14 protein-coding genes are annotated in these 17,913 nt (G+C 65.7%); 11 read left to right on the top strand and 3 right to left on the bottom strand.

Annotated elements, in window-relative coordinates; genetic code table 11:
- Window positions 1-2: 2 nt before the first annotated feature.
- From SPHPH_RS0104305 to SPHPH_RS0104260, 10 genes are all read left to right on the top strand, one after another.
- Entirely contained in the window at window positions 3-1,370 is a 1,368-nt protein-coding gene (locus SPHPH_RS0104305; protein WP_028965579.1) for an HlyD family type I secretion periplasmic adaptor subunit, read from the top strand.
- A gap of 229 nt (window positions 1,371-1,599) precedes the next feature.
- Window positions 1,600-3,399 (top strand): ATP-binding cassette domain-containing protein, encoded by a 1,800-nt coding sequence (locus tag SPHPH_RS0104300; protein ID WP_081668499.1) that lies wholly within the window; start codon window positions 1,600-1,602, stop codon window positions 3,397-3,399.
- Between the two features lie 358 nt (window positions 3,400-3,757).
- Window positions 3,758-4,678 carry an ABC transporter ATP-binding protein gene (locus SPHPH_RS0104295; RefSeq protein ID WP_028965577.1) on the top strand — a complete coding sequence of 307 codons (921 nt, stop codon included), beginning with the start codon at window positions 3,758-3,760 and terminating at the stop codon, window positions 4,676-4,678.
- Window positions 4,675-5,901 (top strand): ABC transporter permease, encoded by a 1,227-nt coding sequence (locus SPHPH_RS0104290; RefSeq protein WP_028965576.1) that lies wholly within the window; start codon window positions 4,675-4,677, stop codon window positions 5,899-5,901. Before SPHPH_RS0104295 ends, SPHPH_RS0104290 begins: the two co-directional genes overlap by 4 nt.
- Before the next feature lie 171 nt (window positions 5,902-6,072).
- Window positions 6,073-9,489 (top strand): TonB-dependent receptor, encoded by a 3,417-nt coding sequence (locus SPHPH_RS0104285; protein WP_028965575.1) that lies wholly within the window; start codon window positions 6,073-6,075, stop codon window positions 9,487-9,489.
- 93 nt (window positions 9,490-9,582) lie between these two features.
- Window positions 9,583-10,734, top strand: a complete 1,152-nt coding sequence (locus SPHPH_RS0104280) for a sensor histidine kinase (RefSeq protein WP_051272826.1) — start codon at window positions 9,583-9,585, stop codon at window positions 10,732-10,734.
- The gene (locus SPHPH_RS0104275) at window positions 10,734-11,534 is read left to right on the top strand and encodes a LytR/AlgR family response regulator transcription factor (RefSeq protein ID WP_028965573.1); all 801 of its coding nucleotides are present in this window, start codon (window positions 10,734-10,736) and stop codon (window positions 11,532-11,534) included. Before SPHPH_RS0104280 ends, SPHPH_RS0104275 begins: the two co-directional genes overlap by 1 nt.
- Entirely contained in the window at window positions 11,531-12,451 is a 921-nt protein-coding gene (trhO, locus tag SPHPH_RS0104270; RefSeq protein WP_028965572.1) for an oxygen-dependent tRNA uridine(34) hydroxylase TrhO, read from the top strand. The genes SPHPH_RS0104275 and trhO overlap by 4 nt, the downstream gene beginning before the upstream one ends.
- Before the next feature lie 101 nt (window positions 12,452-12,552).
- Window positions 12,553-13,641, top strand: coding sequence for an AI-2E family transporter (locus SPHPH_RS0104265; protein ID WP_028965571.1), 1,089 nt, complete (start codon window positions 12,553-12,555; stop codon window positions 13,639-13,641).
- A gap of 312 nt (window positions 13,642-13,953) precedes the next feature.
- The gene (locus SPHPH_RS0104260; protein WP_028965570.1) at window positions 13,954-15,819 is read left to right on the top strand and encodes an ABC-F family ATP-binding cassette domain-containing protein; all 1,866 of its coding nucleotides are present in this window, start codon (window positions 13,954-13,956) and stop codon (window positions 15,817-15,819) included.
- 120 nt (window positions 15,820-15,939) lie between these two features.
- On the opposite strand, the gene SPHPH_RS0104255 is transcribed toward SPHPH_RS0104260, so the two are convergent.
- The gene (locus SPHPH_RS0104255) at window positions 15,940-16,218 is read right to left on the bottom strand and encodes a DUF3297 family protein (RefSeq protein ID WP_028965569.1); all 279 of its coding nucleotides are present in this window, start codon (window positions 16,216-16,218) and stop codon (window positions 15,940-15,942) included.
- A gap of 78 nt (window positions 16,219-16,296) precedes the next feature.
- Window positions 16,297-16,665 (bottom strand): hypothetical protein, encoded by a 369-nt coding sequence (locus SPHPH_RS0104250; RefSeq protein ID WP_037488082.1) that lies wholly within the window; start codon window positions 16,663-16,665, stop codon window positions 16,297-16,299.
- 133 nt (window positions 16,666-16,798) lie between these two features.
- On the opposite strand from SPHPH_RS0104250, the gene SPHPH_RS0104245 reads away from it, so the two are divergent.
- Window positions 16,799-17,203: an EVE domain-containing protein gene (locus tag SPHPH_RS0104245; RefSeq protein ID WP_028965567.1), complete on the top strand. Its 405-nt coding sequence runs from the start codon at window positions 16,799-16,801 to the stop codon at window positions 17,201-17,203.
- Here SPHPH_RS0104245 and SPHPH_RS0104240 read toward each other — a convergent pair.
- Entirely contained in the window at window positions 17,191-17,841 is a 651-nt protein-coding gene (locus SPHPH_RS0104240) for an Npun_F0296 family exosortase-dependent surface protein (protein WP_162143914.1), read from the bottom strand. The genes SPHPH_RS0104245 and SPHPH_RS0104240 overlap by 13 nt on opposite strands.
- Window positions 17,842-17,913: the final 72 nt, after the last annotated feature.

Below are 17,913 nucleotides of genomic sequence, written 5' to 3'. Positions count from 1 at the left end.
CCATGGCCACCCTGCCCCTCTCCCCCGCCCCGCTGTCGGCAACTGGCGACGATGCGGTCCACCTGCCCGCCGATCCGCGCAGCGACATCCGCAACGGCCTGATCGTCGCGGCCTTGTTCTTCATCGGCTTCCTCGGCTGGGCGGCGTTCGCACGGCTCGACGCGGCCGCCTATGCCGAAGGCGTGCTCGCGGTCTCCGGCCAGCGGCAGGCGGTCCAGCACCGCGACGGCGGCGTGGTCGACAAGATCTTCGTTCGCGACGGCCAGCGCGTCCAGCAAGGGCAATTACTGATCCGCCTCGGCTCGCCGGAGGTGCTCGCCAGCGAACGCGCGCTCGCGTCGCAGACCATCCGTCTGCTCGCGCAGCGCGCGCGGCTTCAGGCCGAACAGCTCGGCCAGACCCGCATCGCGCCCCCGCGCGAATTCGCGACGCTCAACGCCGAGGACCGCGCCGAGGCCGCGCTCGCGATGCGCCTCCAGCAGACCGAACTTAACGCGCGCACCGCGACGCTCACCGCGCAGCGCGACGCACTCGGCCAGCGCGCGGCGCAGTCGAACGAACAGGGCCGCGGCTACGGCGAGCAGGTGCTTTCCGCGCAGGAGCAGTTGAAGCTGCTCGACGCGCAGCTCGACGCGCTGCGCCCGGTCGCCGCCAAGGGCTTCGTCTCGCAGACCCGCCTGCGCGAGCTGGAGCGGATGCGCGCCGAATTGCAGGGCCAGCGCGGGCAATATTCCGCCAGCGTCGCGCAGACCCGGGAGGCCGCCCGCGAAAGCCAGATTCAGCGGCTCGAGGCCGAACGCACCTTCACCGAACGTACCGCCGCCGATCTGCGTGACGTCGAGGTGCGGCTTGGCGAGCTGTTGCCGAAGCTGGGCGCGGCGCGCGAACAACTGGCGCGCACCGAAATCCGCGCTCCCGCGACCGGCGCGGTGGTCGGGCTGACCGTCTTCACTCCCGGCGGCGTGATCCAGCCGGGGCAGAAGCTGATGGACATCGTCCCCGAACAGGCACCGCTGCGCATCCAGGCGCGCATCTCGCCCGACGACGCCGACGACCTCAAGGTCGGCCAGCACACCACCGTCAAGTTCCCAAGCCTCCACGAACGCGACATCCCGCCGCTCAACGGCACGATGACGCGCCTCTCGGCCGATAGCTTCACCGACGAGAAGACCGGCGTCAGCTATTTCACCGCGGAAATCACCGTACCGCCCGAGGAGCTGCATGTCCTCGCCAGGTTCCGCGGCGAACAGTTCAAGCTACGTCCCGGCATGCCCGCGCAGGTGTTGATCCCGCTGCGCAAACGCACCGCGCTTGATTATGCGCTGGAGCCCTTGGTAGGCGCCTTCTGGTCCTCGTTCCGCGAGCATTGATCCGACACGTCCTGGTCAACGATTCCCCTCTCTGTCGTCGTCCCGGACTTGATCCGGGGCCCCGCTTCTTCTTGGCACCCGCATGAAAAAGATCGGGATCCCGGCTCAAGGCCGGGATGACGGCGCCAGGGCATCCGCTCACACCTCCCGTTAACCATCTTCCCTTACGACGGCCATCAACGGCGATCCAATGCGCCGCCGCGTCCTCTTACCGATTCGTGAGTTGGTCATGCCCCTGTCCGCCGAACGCACGTCCGCCGAGCCCCTGCCCTCGCCCCGTATCGTTCTCCGCGCGCTCGCGCTGCTCCGCCCGGAGCGGCTGAAGGCCGGCTCGCTGCTCGGCGCCGGCGCGCTGGTCGCGTTCCTGCAGGTCGCCGAACCGCTGCTGTTCGGCAAGGCGGTCAATGGCCTCACAACCGGCGCGAACCCGATGCGCTACGTCGGCTTGTGGTGCGCGATCAGCGTCACCGTCTTCGCCGCGGGCGTGGTGATCGCCCTGCTCGCCGATCGCATGACGCACCGGCGCCGGCTGATCGCCATGTCCACCTATGTCGAGCATCTGCTCGCGCTGCCCCCTGCCTTTCATACGCAGGCGCGCTCGGGCCGGCTGATGCGGATCATGATCTCTGGCTGTGAGGGGCTGTTCAACCTGTGGCTGCCGCTGCTGCGCGACCAGATCACCAATATCGGAATTCTTGCGCTGCTGCTCCCGATCGCGATGGTCACCAACTGGCGGCTCGGGCTGGTGCTGGTCGTGCTGATGCTCGTCTATTCAGCGGTCAACCTGATCGTGATGCGCCACACCGCCACCGGGCAGGCACGCGTCGAGGATCGCTTCACCGACATTTCGGGCAATCTCGGCGACCTCTTCGGCAACGTCACCGTGCTCCAGAGCTTCCTCGCGGTGCCCGGCGAAATGGGCAACGTCCGCCGCTCGCTCCACGATCTGCTCCATGCGCAATATCCGGTGCTCAACTGGTGGGCGGTGTCGGCGGTGCTGACGCGTGGTGCCTCGTCGATCGCGATCGTCTCGGTGTTCGGCTTCGGCGCGGCGCTGATCACCCGCGGGCTGGCGACGATCGGCGACGTCGTGTCGTTCGTCGGCTTTGCGACCCTCATGATCGCGCGGCTCGAGACGGTCACCGGCTTCATCGTCAACATCGCCCAGCGCCTTCCCGCGCTCCGCCAGTTCTTCGAGGTGCTCGACCAGCAGAGCCACATCACCGAAGCCGCCGACGCCGCGCCGCTCGCGGTCTCGGACGGCCGGGTCACCTTCGAGAACGTCTCGTTCCGCTACCCGACCGGCTCGGGCGCGGTTCACGATCTTGACTTCGAGGTCGCCCCCGGCGAGACGGTCGCGATCGTCGGCCCGACCGGCTCGGGCAAGTCGACCGCGCTCGGCCTGTTCCAGCGCGCCTGGGATCCGGAAAAAGGCCGCATCCTCGTTGACGGTCAGGACATCAGCGGCGTCACCCTCGCCTCGCTGCGCGCCGCGACCGGCGTGGTGTTCCAGGAGGCTGGCCTCTTCAACCGCTCGATCGCCGAGAATATCGCGATGGGCAATCCCGACGCCACGATGGAGCAGATCGAGGATGCCGCGCGAATCGCGGGTGCCTGGGACTTCATCATGCGCAAGCCCGACGGCTTTGCCACCGCAGTCGGCGATCGCGGCGCCGGGCTCTCGGGCGGCGAGCGGCAACGGATCGCGATCGCCCGCGCGCTCTTGAAGAACGCGCCGATCCTGCTGCTTGATGAAGCGACCAGCGCGCTAGACGTCGCCACTGAGGCACGACTTCAGGAAAGCCTCGAACGGCTACGGCACGGCCGCACCACCTTCGTCATCGCGCACCGCCTCTCGACCGTGCGGGCGGCGGACCGGATCGTCGTGCTCGATCAGGGTCGGATCGTCGAACAGGGCGGCTTCGACGAACTGCTCGCCGCCGGCGGAGCCTTCGCGAAGCTGGCGCAGGACGGCGGACTCAGCACCCCGGCCGCCAACGACGACGCCGGCGCACGCGCCGCGGCCTGAGCCGAAGCCGTTCGATGGCTCGTGAGGCCGAATATCCCTTCCGTCATTGCGAGCGTAGCGAAGCAATCCAGGGCGTCCTGATCCGGCTCTGGATTGCTTCGCTACGCTCGCAATGACGGCTCGGGTCGACGCCGCCACACCTGACATCCGCTCACTTCTGCGCAGCAAAGGCTTGGTCGGCGCTGGGTGAGAGGTGAGCGCGCGCAAAGCGAGCGCGCGAGCCTTCGGCTCGCTGTCCCAATCGTCAACCCGGACGTGCACCGCATGACACGTCGCCCCGCCTCCGCCCGCAGCGGCGATAGCGATTGGCGACGCGCACCCGCCCCGCTACGCTGCACGGCGACAAGGGGAAGCACGCGTGGCATCGAACGATTACGCCGTCATCGCCGACGGATTGGTGAAGCGATACGGCGAGCGGCAGGTGGTCGACGGCGTCGATCTCGCGGTGCCGGCGGGCATGATCTACGGCGTGCTCGGCCCCAATGGCGCGGGCAAGACGACAACGCTGCGCATGACGCTCGGCATCATCGAGCCCGATGCGGGCACGCGCACGTTGCTCGGCAGCGACCACCCGCGCGACGTCGGTGATCGCGTCGGCTATCTGCCCGAGGAACGCGGCCTCTATCCCTCAATGAAGGCGCGCGAGGCGGTGGCGTTCATGGGCGCGCTGCGCGGGCTCGATTGGCAGACCGGCCGCGCGCGCGCCGCCGAGTTGCTGGAGGCCGCCGGGCTCGGCCATGCGATCGACGAGAAGATCCGCAAGCTGTCGAAGGGAATGGCGCAGCTCGTGCAGTTGCTCGGCGCGGTCGTTCACCGTCCCGACCTGCTGGTGCTCGACGAACCCTTCTCGGGCCTCGATCCGGTCAATCAGGAGCGGCTGGAGGCGCTGATCCTCGCCGAGCGTGATCGCGGTGCGACGATCCTCTTCTCAACCCATGTCATGCAGCACGCGCAACGGCTATGCGACCGGTTGGCGGTGATTGCCGGCGGCAAACGACGTTTCGAAGGCACCGTCGACGAAGCGCGCGCGCTCCTTCCCCAACAGGTCCATTACGTGCCCACGCACGTCGACCCGCAGCTCGCGGCGATGCTCCCGCCGTCCGCCCGCCCCGACGGGGAGGGTTGGCGTTTCGCGCTGCCCGAGGAGGGCATCGAGGGACTGCTCCGGCGGCTGATCGACGCTGGCTATGGCATCAAGGGCCTGTCGATCGAACGCCCGGGCCTGCACGATGCGTTCGTGCGGATCGTCGGGCAAACCGCTTCGGAGTCGAAGGCATGAGCCCGCTGCGCCGCCAGATCCGCCAGACGCTGACGATCGCCCGCCGCGATTTCACCGCGACGGTCTTCACGCCAATCTTCCTGATCTTCCTGTTCGCCCCGGCCATCATGGGCTCGCTCAGCGTATTGGGCGGGGTCAGCGCCGCCTCGGTGACGCAAGGGTCGTCCGACAAGGCGCGGCTGGTCGCGATGCTGCCGGCTGCATCGGCGAAGGCGTTGCGTAGTGCCGATGCGCAATTGCGTCCGCTCGTGCGCGGCGACGCGGCACCGCCGCCGTTGGCGCTGCACCCTTCGGTCGAAAACGCGCAAATTGTGTCCCGCGCGATGCTCGATGCGCCCGGGGCCGACGTGAACGCGGTGTTATACGGCACGCTTGCGGAGCCGAGGGTGGTATTTTCGGCCGGAAACCGGGACGACGCGCGTTATCTTGCCACCGTATCGCGACAGGCCGCGCTGATCGAGCGGGCCGGTGCCGATGCCCCCACAGCACGGATGGAGCCGGTCAGAACCGCCGCCCCGAAGCGCGGCGATCGCAACGCTGCGTCGTTTCTTGCTGTCTTCGGTATCTTCTTCCTGACCCTCTTCCTGTCCGGTCAGGTGGTGGGCACGATGGCCGAGGAGCGGAACAACAAGGTTATTGAAATTCTTGCCGCTTCCGTGCCGCTGGAGAGTGTTTTCCTCGGCAAGCTGCTGGGGATGTACGGCGTCGCGCTGCTGTTCGTTGCATTCTGGGGTACGGTGCTCAGCCAGGTCGGCGCGCTGCTGCCCGGCGACTTCGGCGCAGATTTGGCGCACCTGCGCCCCGCGATCGGCATGGTTCCCTTCGCGCTGCTGTTCGCCGCCTATTTCACCACCGCCTTCCTGCTTTTAGGCTCGGTATTTCTAGGGGTTGGCGCCCAGGCCGGCACGATGCGCGAGGTTCAGATGCTCTCGCTTCCGATCACGATCATCCAGGTTGCGATGTTCGGCCTCGCCTCCTCCGCGGTCTCCCATCCGGGCACCCTCCTCGCGACCGCCGCCGAATTTTTCCCGCTTTCCTCGCCATTTGCGATGGCCGGCCGCGCGGCGTCGGGTGCGCAATGGTGGCCGCATCTGGCCGCGCTCGCCTGGCAATTACTGTGGGTGGCAGTGTTCATCACGATCGGCGCGCGCCTTTTCCGCCGCGGCGTGCTGCAATCAGGCAGCGCCAAGCCAGCGTGGCGACGCATCTTCGCGCGCGGGTGAGCCGACCGGGTCAAGGCTGCTGTCGCTTTTATGCAACGCAGCGGCAAACTATTGCGATGCCGCGGCAATCGACTCGTAAGTGTCACGCAACCTTCACATACTCCGGCCATCGGCGCCCCAACGACGAAACCGTCGCGGGTCGCGCTGCGGCAAAAGGGGACATTTTTTCCGATGCGAAACAATCTGTTCGTAGGCGTGGCTGCGGTCGCGCCGGTCATGCCGGCCGCCGCGGTGGCGCAAGAAACCACCTCCGCGATCCGCGGCACTGTGACCGCCGACGGCACGCCGGTCGCAGGCGCCTCGGTGGAGATCGTGAACGCAGCGACCGGTGCGCGTTCGACCGCAACCACCGATGCCAATGGCGTCTTCAACTCGACCGGCCTGCGCGCCGGCGGTCCCTACACGGTGTCGGTCAACGCGCCCGGCTACGCCGCATCGCAAGTCACCGACATCAACACGACCGTAGCGCAGACGTTCGACCTGCCGATCAACCTGGCGGCTGAAGGCGCCGGCACTGCCGACATCGTCGTGACCGCCGCCAGCCTGCCGAGCGCCCGCTCGCTGTCGCAGGGTCCGGCAACCGTCCTGAACGCAGAGCAGATCGCGAACGTCGCCACGGTTAACCGCGACATCCGCGATCTCGAACGCCGCGATCCGTTCGCGCGTCTCGACGATACGCCGACCGGCGGCCGCGCCGTTTCGTTCGCGGGCCAGAACGCGCGCTTCAGCCGCTTCTCGGTCGATGGCGTGCCGATCACCGACAATTTTGGGCTCAATACCGATGGCTTGCCCAGCCGTCGTTCTCCGATCCCCCTCGATGCGATCGGCCAATTCCAAGCCAAGATCGCGCCTTACGATGTACGAGAAGGCAATTTCACCGGAGGCGCCGTCAACCTGGTGCTCCGTTCGGGGACGAATAAGTTCCAGGGCACCGGCTTCTACGCGCAACAGACTGACGGGCTGACCGGGAGCCGCACCAAGGACCTGCGTGTCACCCTGCCCAAGTACAAGCAGGAGAATTACGGCGCCGAGCTGTCAGGTCCGATCATCAAGGACAAGCTATTCTTCATGGTCGCCGGTGAGCGAATCCGCGGCGGCTTCCCTCAGCAGCAGGGCCCGACCGATGCCAACGCCGGCATCGCTATTCCGAACCTGAACCTGGCACAAGTCAATCAGGTCATTCAGATCGCGCAATCCAAATATGGCTACGATGCCGGCGGCGTCGTGACTGACTCGGGCGACAAGGACGATCGTCTCGTCGGCAAGCTTGACTGGAACATCGCAGACGGACAGCGCTTCGCACTGACCGGCACCTATGCGAAGGACCAGATCAACATCAACTCGTCAAACACCTTCACCACAGCGAGCCCGACAACCGGCCTTAGTCTTGCGTCGAACAACTACATTTCAGGCAACCGCTTGTGGACGGTGGTTGGTCAGCTAAACTCTGACTGGACTGACGAAATTTCGACTGAAGTTCGCGGCTTCTACAAGGACTACGAGCGTCTGGCGCAGCCGCTGCTTGGCCGCGGGTTCGCACAGTTCCGCGTGTGCGTCGCACCAACCTCTGACCGGACGACTTCGGGTGCCGCCAATAACGCGTCCACCCAGTGCCCAGCCAATTCTTCGATCGTCTCGCTGGGGCCCGACAATTCTCGTCAGACCAACGAGCTGACTTCGAACACCTGGGGCGGGTTGTTCCAGCTGCGCTACAACCGTGGCAGCCATGATCTGCGCCTGTTTACCGAAGTACAGAGCACCAGAGTGTTCAACTCGTTCCTGCAGAACAGCGCCGGCAACTATTACTTCGACTCGCTGGCAGACTTTGCCGCAGGCAATGCGCAGTCACTCAGCTACGGCAATGCCATTCCGACGCTCAACCCGGATGACGCCGCCGCGCGCTTCAACTACCGTCAATTCACGTTCGGCATTCAGGACAACTGGCGTGTCAGCGACACGTTCGACATCTCCTATGGCGCGCGGTACGATTTGTACGGCGGTCATACGTTCCCAACGATCAACAACAACTTCATCAACCGGTATGGCAACGGTGCGGTTGTCCGCGGCGAACAGACCATCATCGGCGCCAACAACGCCTATCTGAACGGTCTAGGCGTGTTCCAGCCGCGGGTGGGCTTCAGCTGGCGCCCTGACAACCGCCTCACCCTGCGCGGCGGTGTCGGCATCTTCGCCGGTGGCGCGCCGGACGTGTACGTTTCGAACAGCTTCTCGAACACCGGTGTCTTGAGCAATTCGGTGGCGATCACGCAGCTCAACAGCGGCGCGTTCAACGGAAACCAAGGCACACTGCCGGCGGGGGTAGGCGCGGCCGCGTTGCAGGGTGTCAACGGAACCACCATCCCGACGCTGGTAAACAACTACCTGCTGAACGGCACCGTCTCGGCGAATGCCACCACCAACGCGCTTGATCCCAACTTCAAACTGCCGAGCCAGTGGCGTTCGACGTTGAGCGCCGACTATCGCTTTGACCTGCCGGGCGGTGAACTGACGATCGGCGCTGATGCCCTTTACATCGGCATTCGCAATCAGGTGTACTTCACCGATCTACGCTCCACGCCGGTGTCGGGTGCGTTCGCGCTTACTCCAGACGGTCGCCAGCGGTATCGTCCGGTGACCACGGTGTCGTCGACCGGGTTGCCGAACTATTCGGACACGCAGTCGGACATTCTGCTGACCAACACGGACAAGGGTCGCAGTTGGATCGGCGTTGCGCGCTTCGACGCACATTGGGATTTGGGTCTCGCCGTTTACGGCAGCTTCACGTACCAGGACGTGAAGGATCAGGCACCAGCCACGTCGTCGACGGCCGGGTCGAATTACAGCAATGGGGCGTTCGTCGATCCGAACAACGTGGCTTATGGCGTGTCGAACGATCAGGTAAAGTACCAGTTCAAGTACGGCGCCACGTTCGACCACGCCTTCTTCGGCGACTACAAGACGCAGATCGCGCTGTTCGGCGAAACCCGCAGCGGCCGTGTGTTCAGCTACACGTTCAACGACCAGGTTCCGTCGGGCTCTCGCAGCGCAAACTTCGGCACTATCGGCACGTCGACGCGCTACCTACTTTACGTCCCGACCTTCGGGGGGGATACTAAGGTGTCGTACGGCAGCGCGGCGCAGCAGCAGCAGATAGAGGACTATTTCCGTTCGCAGGGATTGTCCAACTATCAAGGTAAGATCACGCCGCGCAACGCGTTCCGCTCGCCGTGGTTTACCCGCCTCGACCTGCACCTGGCGCAAGATCTGCCAACGTTCGTCGGCACTTCGCGCATCCAGGCGTTCGCCGACATCGAAAACTTCACCAACTTCCTTAATCGCAAGTGGGGCCAGATTTCGGAGTACGTCTTCCCATTCAACGTCGCCCCTGTCCGCGTGACCTGTCTCACCGCGGCGGCGGCTACGGGCGCGGCGGGAACGCAGACTGCCAACACCGGACAGGCCTGCGCGCAGTATCGCTACACGCCGGCGCAGACCGACGCGAACGGCAACTTCGTTGCGCCAACGCAGACCGTCTACGGCCGTCAATCGCTGTACACGATCCGTCTGGGCGTGCGCTTCAGCTTCTGATCGCTCGCACCTGATCGATTCGGGCCGCCGTTCTTTCGAGGACGGCGGCCCTTCTTTTTGCGCGCGAGGCGCAGGCGGTGTAGGAAGGCCGCGATGGCGACTTCCGTGACTTCTGTCTCCGCTGCTCCTGCCCCGCCCGCTTATGCCGGCACGCCAGAGCGCCCGCTGTTCGTCCGGCCGTTCTTCGAGAACAAGGCCTCGGCATTCTGGAAGCTCCAGGCAGTCGGCTGGACCGGCTATCTCGTGCTGCGGCTCGTCTCGTCACTGAGCAGCAATGCCTCGTTGCAGGTGATCGGCTCGGTGCTGATCGAATCGATCATCGGCTATTGCATCACGCTGCTGCTGTCGGTGCTGTACGGGCACTACCGGCAGTTGCCGCGCGTCACCGGCATCCTGCTGTCGATCTTCACGCTCGCGGCGGCGACGTTCCTGTACGCGACGCTGTACGCCTTTTCGTTCAGCCTGATCCGGCTGGCAGCGCCGGGCGTCGACCTGACGTTGCTGCTTGCCGCGCTGTTCCTCAGCTTCACGACGCTCGCGGGCTGGTCGGCGTTGTACTTCGGGATCAATTTCTACCTGATCCTCGAGGATCAGATCGATCAGATGGAGCATCTGGAAAATCAGGCGTCCTCGGCGCAACTCGCGATGCTGCGCTATCAGCTCAACCCGCATTTCCTGTTCAACACGCTCAATTCGATCTCGACGCTGGTCCTGCTGAAACAGACCGAGCGCGCCAATGCGATGCTGAGCCGGCTGTCGTCGTTCCTTCGCTACACGCTCGCCAACGAGCCCACGGCGCACGTCACCGTCGCGCAGGAGGTCGAGACGCTGAAACTGTATCTCGAGATCGAGAAGATGCGGTTCGAGGACCGGCTGCGCCCGAAATTCGACATTGATCCGGCGGCGGAAAAGGCCCGCCTGCCCTCGCTGCTGCTCCAGCCGCTCGTTGAAAACGCGATCAAATATGCCGTAACGCCGCAGGAGGATGGCGCGGAAATCTGCGTCACCATTCGGCTCGTCGGTGACAGGGTGCTGCTCGGCGTATCCGACACCGGCCCGGGTTTGATGCCGACGAAATCGCGGCCAAGCCTTTCAACCGGCGTGGGCATCGCCAATATCAGGGAGCGGCTGGCACAGGCCTACGGGCAGGACCACCGCTTCGATGTGCGGGCCATGCCGACGGGCGGGTTCGGGGTCGAGATCGAGATCCCGTACCAGCTCGAAGTACCGAACAGAGAGGTGTGATGAGCATTCGTACCATCCTCGTCGATGACGAGCCGCTTGCGATCCAGGGGCTCGAATTGCGGCTACAGGCGCACGACGACGTCGAAATTATCGCCAAGTGCCAGAACGGCCGCGAGGCGATCAGCGCGATCAAGACCCACAAGCCCGACCTCGTCTTCCTCGACATCCAGATGCCGGGGTTCGACGGTTTCTCGGTGGTGCAGGGACTCATGGACGTCGAGCCGCCGCTGTTCGTGTTCGTGACCGCCTATTCCGACCATGCGATCCGCGCGTTCGAGGCGCAGGCGACCGATTATCTGATGAAGCCGGTCGAGGAGTCGCGGCTGGCCGACACGCTCGACCGCGTGCGCCAGCGACTGTCGGAGCGGCAAAGCGCCGGTGAAGCCGAGAAGCTCAAGGAAGCGCTGGCCGAGCACGCGCCCGAGGCGGCGGCGGAGATGGCCGATGGCGGCGATGCGGTGAACGCCAGCCGTTTCGAGAAGATGATCAACATCAAGGATCAGGGCCAGATCTTCCGCGTCGACGTCGACACGATCGAACGGATCGACGCGGCGGGCGATTACATGGTGATCTACACCGGCGACCGGAATCTGATCCTGCGCGAAACGATGAAGGACCTCGAAAAGCGGCTCGACCCGCGCCGGTTCCAGCGCATCCACCGCTCGACGATCGTCAACCTCGATCTCGTCAAGCAGGTGAAGCCGCACACCAATGGCGAATGCTTCCTCGTGCTCGACTCGGGCGCGAACGTGAAGGTCAGCCGCAGCTATCGCGACGTGGTGGCGCGCTTCGTCCATTGATCAGGGTTTCTGCACTCTATCGCTTCGCCCGGTTCGACGACCCGCACGCGCTGCGCGCGCCGCTGCTCGCCGTAGCGCGCGGGGCGGGGATCAGGGGCACGTTGCTGCTGGCGGGCGAAGGGATCAACGGCACGATCGCGGGTGCCCCCGACGCGCTCGATGCGGTGATCGCGCATATCCGCGCGCTGCCGGGCTGCGCCGATCTGTCGCTCAAGCATAGCTGGGCCGAGGCGATGCCGTTCCACCGGCTGAAGGTGAAGGTGAAGCGCGAAATCGTGACGATGGGCGTGACGGTCGACCCGCTCACCGACGCGGGCACCTATGTCGCGCCCGCCGAGTGGAACGCGCTGATCGCCGATCCCGAAACCCTGGTGATCGATACGCGCAACGATTATGAGGTGACCGTCGGCACCTTCGCGGGCGCGGTCGATCCGAAGACCGCGGGTTTCGCCGATTTCCCCGACTGGTTCCGCACGCAGCGCGAGACGTTGCTCGCCGGCAAGAAGCGGGTGGCGATGTTCTGCACCGGCGGGATCCGCTGCGAGAAATCGACCGCCTTCTTGAAGGCGGAGGGCGTCGAGCACGTCCACCACCTCGACGGCGGCATCCTGCGCTATCTGGAGGAAGTGCCGGCCACCGAAAGCGCGTGGCAGGGCGAGTGTTTCGTGTTCGATCAACGGGTCGCGGTCGGGCACGGACTGGCGCCGGGGACGCACCTGCTGTGCTTCGCCTGCCGGATGCCGGTCAGCGCGGCGGATCGCACCTCGCCCAACTATGTCGAGGGTGTGAGTTGTCCGGCCTGCGTCGCCGAGCGCAGCGCGGAGGAACGCGCGGGCTATGCCGAACGCCATCGTCAGGAACGACTCGCTGCATCGCGTGGCGAGGCGCACGTCGGCCGGACGTTCGACCCGGAGTGATCGGCCGCCACATGTCGTCATCACGCAGCGACTTGCGGACCTAATCCACATCGGTAGCGTTTCCTTTGTGTAACGACATGACGATACCGGGAGCTTGTTGAATGACGATCGATCGACGGCGCGTCGAAAACGGCGGGCTGATCCTGTTCCTGCTCCTGATATCGGTCGGGTTGCTGCTCGTCGTTTCCGGCTTCCTCGGTGCGCTACTCTGGGCCGCGCTGGCGGCGCTGTTGTTTCAGCCGATCTTCCAGCGCTTTGCGCGGCGCTGGCCGGGCCGGCGGAACATGGCGGCGGCGCTGACCCTGTTGGTCATCACCTTCGCGGTCGTGATCCCGGCGATCATCCTCGGCAGCATGATCGCCGACCAGGCCGCGGGCGTCTATGAGCAGATGCGCAGCGGCCAGATCGACTTCGCGCACTATTTCAAGCAAATGCACGATGCTCTTCCCGGGCGGTTGCAGCAATTGCTCGACAGCGCAGGGCTCAACAGCCTCGAACGGGCGCAAGCGCGCTTAACCGCGACGCTGAGCAACAGCGCGAGCGTTCTTACCCGTCAGGCGCTGTCGATCGGCGCGAATGCCGCGGCCTTCCTGCTGGCGTTTGGCGTCGGGCTGTACGTCACCTTCTTCCTGCTGCGCGACGGCGAGCGGATCGGCCCGGCGATCGTACGCGCGCTGCCATTGGAGCGGTCGGTCGCCGAGCGGCTGGCCGAGAAGTTCGTCACGGTCGTTCGCGCGACGATCAAGGGATCGGGCGTCGTGGCGCTGGTGCAGGGTGCGCTGGGGGCGATTACCTTCTGGATCGTCGGTCTGCCCGCCGCCCTGCTGTGGGGTGTTATGATGGCAGTGGCCGCTTTGCTGCCCGCCATTGGGCCGGCAATTATCTGGGGGCCCGTTGCGGCCTACCTGCTGGCAACCGGCGCGATCTGGCAGGCGGTGGTGGTGATCGTCTCGGGTGTGTTCGTCATCGGGCTGGCCGACAACGTCCTGCGCCCGATCCTCGTGGGACGTGATACCGGTTTGCCCGATTGGCTGGTGTTGGTGACGACACTGGGCGGGATCGATCTGCTTGGGCTGAGTGGGATCGTCGTCGGACCGGTCGTGGGAGCGCTGTTCCTGACTGGCTGGGCGATCCTCTGCGAGCAGCGTGGGGTGGATGCAAAAGGAGAGGATGCTCCTTCGGAGCGCTAGCGCCGATCGACATTCAGGCCTTCCGCGCCGGGTCATCGTCGTTTTTGATCTGGACATCTCCCTCATTCGTCGCCCCGGACTTGATCCGGGCCCAGCTTCTTCTTGGCCGCCGAAGTAAGAAGCGGAATCCCGGATCAAGTCCGGGATGACGAGGGAAGCAGACGAACATCCAATGTCGATCCGCCCTGGAAGCCGGTGATCGGCGCGCCTGCGCGTCCTCAACCTCACCTCCGCGGGAGTGACTGACGCCCGCCCCGCACGGCAACAACCCCTCCCTTTCCCCGTCCCGCGCGATCCGCTACAGGCCCGCGCATGCTTTCTCTCAACGGCATCACCGTGCGGCTTGGCGGCCGCACGATCCTCGACCGCGCGAGTGCCGCGCTGCCGCCGGGCAGCCGCGTCGGGTTGATCGGGCGAAACGGCGCGGGCAAGTCGACGATGGTGCGCGTCATCGCCGGGCTGCTGGAACCGGACGAGGGCTCCGCGGACATGCCGCGCGGCGCACGCATCGGCTATATCGCGCAGGAGGCGCCCGCCGGTGATCCGACCCCGCTGGAGACGGTGCTCGCTGCCGATACCGAGCGCGCGGCGCTGCTTGAGGAGGCCGAGGCGTTCGACGGCACCGGCTGCATGGACCGGCTGGGCGAGGTCCACGACCGGCTGATCGCGATCGACGCCTATTCCGCGCCATCGCGCGCCGCACGCATTCTGGTCGGTCTTGGCTTCGACGAAGACGCACAGAATCAGCCGCTCGACAGCTTTTCGGGCGGCTGGAAGATGCGCGTCGCGCTCGCCGCCTTGCTGTTCTCGCAGCCCGATCTGCTGCTGCTCGACGAGCCCAGCAACCACCTCGATCTTGAAGCGGTCATGTGGCTGGAAGACTTCCTCAAGAGCTACCGCGCGACGATCGTCGTCGTCAGCCACGAACGCGACTTTCTCAACAATGTCGTCGATCACATCCTGCATTTGCAGGGCGGCAAGACGACGCTCTACCCCGGCGGCTATGACGCGTTCGAGCGGCAGCGTGCCGAGAGGCTGGCGCAGCTCGCGGCGGCCAAGGCCAATCAGGACGCGCAGCGCGCCAAGCTGCAGGATTATGTCGCGCGCAACTCGGCGCGTGCCTCGACCGCGAAGCAGGCGCAGAGCCGCGCCAAGATGCTCGCCAAGATGCAGCCAATCGCCGAGGCGGTGAACGATCCGACGCTCAGCTTCGACTTCCCGAACCCAACCGAACTACGCCCGCCGCTCATCACGCTCGATCACGCCGCGGTCGGCTATGGCGAGACGCCGATCCTCTCGCGACTCAACCTGCGGATGGACCCCGAGGATCGGATTGCGCTGCTCGGCCGCAACGGCAACGGCAAAACGACGCTGGCGCGGTTGCTCGCGGCGCAACTAACCCCGCTGGCGGGCGAGATGAATGCGACCGGCAAGATGAAGGTCGGCTATTTCACGCAATATCAAGTCGAGGAGCTGGAGGCCGACGATACGCCGCTCGCGCATATGGCGCGCGTGATGCCGGGCGCGTCGCCGGCGGCAGTGCGCGGGCAGCTAGGGCGGTTCGGCTTTTCCGGCGATCGTGCGACCGCGCGCGTCGGCAGCATGTCGGGCGGTGAGCGCGCACGGCTGGCGCTCGCGCTGGTCACGCGCGAGGCGCCGCACCTGCTGATCCTCGACGAGCCGACCAACCACCTCGACGTCGATGCGCGCGAGGCGCTGGTGCAGGCGCTCAACGCCTATACCGGCGCGGTGCTGCTGGTCAGCCACGATCGACATATGGTGGAGCTGAGCGCCGACCGGCTGGTGCTGGTCGACAATGGCACCGCGAAGGAGTTCGACGGCAGCCTCGACGATTATATCGCGTTCGTGCTGGCGGGTGACGGCAAAGGCGCGGACAAGCCCAAGGGCAGTAAGCAGGACCGCAAGGCGGCCGCGGCAGCGCGCGAGAACGACAAGGCGCTGAAGAAGGAGGCCCGCGACGCCGAGGCGGAATTGGCCAAGCTGACCGCCGAACGCGCCGCGGTGGATCGCGCGATGTTCGATCCGTCGACCGCCGGGCCCAAATACGCGAAGCTGACGATGTCAGAGTTGATGAAGCAGCGCGCCGATCTCAACGATCGCATCGAGGCAGCGGAAGCGCGGTGGATGGCCGCGAGCGAGGCAATGGAGGCCGCGTAGAATCGGAACCTACGTCATTCCCGCGCAGGCGGGAATCCAGAACCTCTGACGCTCGCGCTTCTGACGGACCTGCGCGTCTGGATCCCCGCCTTCGCGGGGATGACGGTCGGCGAGGAGATTCTACGCCTCTTCCTGATCCGCGCCTTCGTCGCCACCATCGGCAGCGTTCTCGAAATACGCCTCGACCGGGCCGGTGAGCTTGATCGTCAACGGGCGGCCATGCCGGTCGACCTTCTTCCCGAGTGCGACGCGGACCCAGCCCTCGGACATGCTATATTCCTCGACATCGCGGCGCTCCACGCCCTTGAAGCGGATGCCGACGCCGCGTTGCAGGGCGTCCTGGTCGAAGAACGGGCTCGACGGGTCGATCGACAGATGGTCGGGAGGAGTATCGCTCATGCCGCGCCCTTGCCGCAAAGCGACGCGCGCGGCCACAAAAAAACGGCGCGGGGATCGCTCCCTGCGCCGTCGTTCGCATCACCAGCCGTAATATCCCGGCGCGTCATAGCCGCGATAATAGCCGCGCGGCTCGTAATAGACCCGTGGGGGCGGCGGCGCATAGTAACGCTCGCGATAATAGACCCGCGGCGGGGGCGAATAATAGGAACGATCGTCGTAGTAATAGCCGCGATCGTCATAACGGCGGTCGTGATACCGATCGCGGTTGCTCGACGCGATTGCCGCGCCGAGCCCCAGTCCGATCACGCCACCAATCAATGCCCCCGCCGCGGTGTCGCCACCACGGTCGCGGTGACGCCAGTAACGCTGCGCCTCCGCAGGCGCGGCACTGGCCAAGGCTGTCGCCATCAGGCCGGTGGCCAAAACGGTCTTCTTCAACGCAGACATAAACCGGACCTCCTGCACTCGCTCGCCTGTTGACTGAACGCATATCTGTGCGAGCCTGTGCCACGCTTATGGACCGCCCCGGCTGAACCGGCGCGGAATGCGGCATTCATGCACGGTTTAAGCGAGAAGATGTGTGGCATATTGGCTGCTGAAGACCGAACCCGACAGCTACGGCTGGGCCGATCTGGTCCGCGACGGCGAAACCGAGTGGACCGGCGTGCGCAACCACACCGCGGCGGCGCATCTGCGCGCGATGGCGGTGGGCGATCTGGCAATGATCTATCACAGCGGCGCGCAGAAGGCGGCGGTGGGCGTGGCGGAGGTGACCCGCACTGCGCAGGCGGACGGGGCTGCGCCGTGGGTGTCCGTTGCCATCGCGGCCCGTCACCCGCTGAGAACGCCGGTAACGCTGGGCGGCATGAAGACCACCCCGGCGCTGGCCGGGATGGCGATGCTGCGGCAATCGCGCTTGTCTGTCAGTCCGGTGACCCCCGCCGAATGGGCGGCGATCACCGGGCTTGCGGATCAGATCAGCTGACGCAGCCGCATGGTCGGCCGGCGACGCAGCGAATAGCCGACCACGCCGAACCCCAGCATCATCATCGCCCACGTCGCCGGCTCCGGCACGGCGGCGCTGAAACGGACGTTGTCGAGTTCGAGCGAGTTGACGTTCGACGTGAAACGCAGCCCGGTCAGTTGCTCGTTGTTGCCCGCGCTGAAGGTCACGAGGCGGTTGGTGGTGGCAGCGGTCTGGTTGCCGGTCGCCGAGGCCGGGGCGATCAGGTCCGAGCCGGTGAAGCTCTTCAGCACGCTGCCGCCCAGCCCCAGCACCTCGACCTTGTTGCCGGCGTCGATCGAGCCGAGATAGACCGAGATGTTGCGGAACGCCGAGGCAACCGACGACACGGTCGCGCTGCCGTTCGCAAGGACGTACAGGTAGATATTGCTCTCGGGCGCACCGAACGGATTGGCCGACTTGCCCGCGACCGCCTGCGTGCTACCGCCGATCACGCTGAAGCCGGCGGCGACCGCCTTGTCAAACGTAGCCTGAGCGCCGACGGCCGACGCAGCGAAAACGTCGGCCGAGCCATTGACGGTAACGAAAGTGACCGCCGAGGCTGGTGCGGCGGCAAGCATCGCGGAAGCAACAGCCGCGGTGGCAAGAAGCGTTCTCATAGTGATCGTCTCCGGTTGCAGATGTTCGCTGGTGTTGAACACGCTGATCCCACCGCAGCGGCGACCCGGCAA

It is taken from the genome of Sphingomonas phyllosphaerae FA2 (assembly GCF_000427645.1).
GTDB lineage: Bacteria > Pseudomonadota > Alphaproteobacteria > Sphingomonadales > Sphingomonadaceae > Sphingomonas > Sphingomonas phyllosphaerae.
This window is presented reverse-complemented; position numbering and strand designations above follow the sequence as displayed.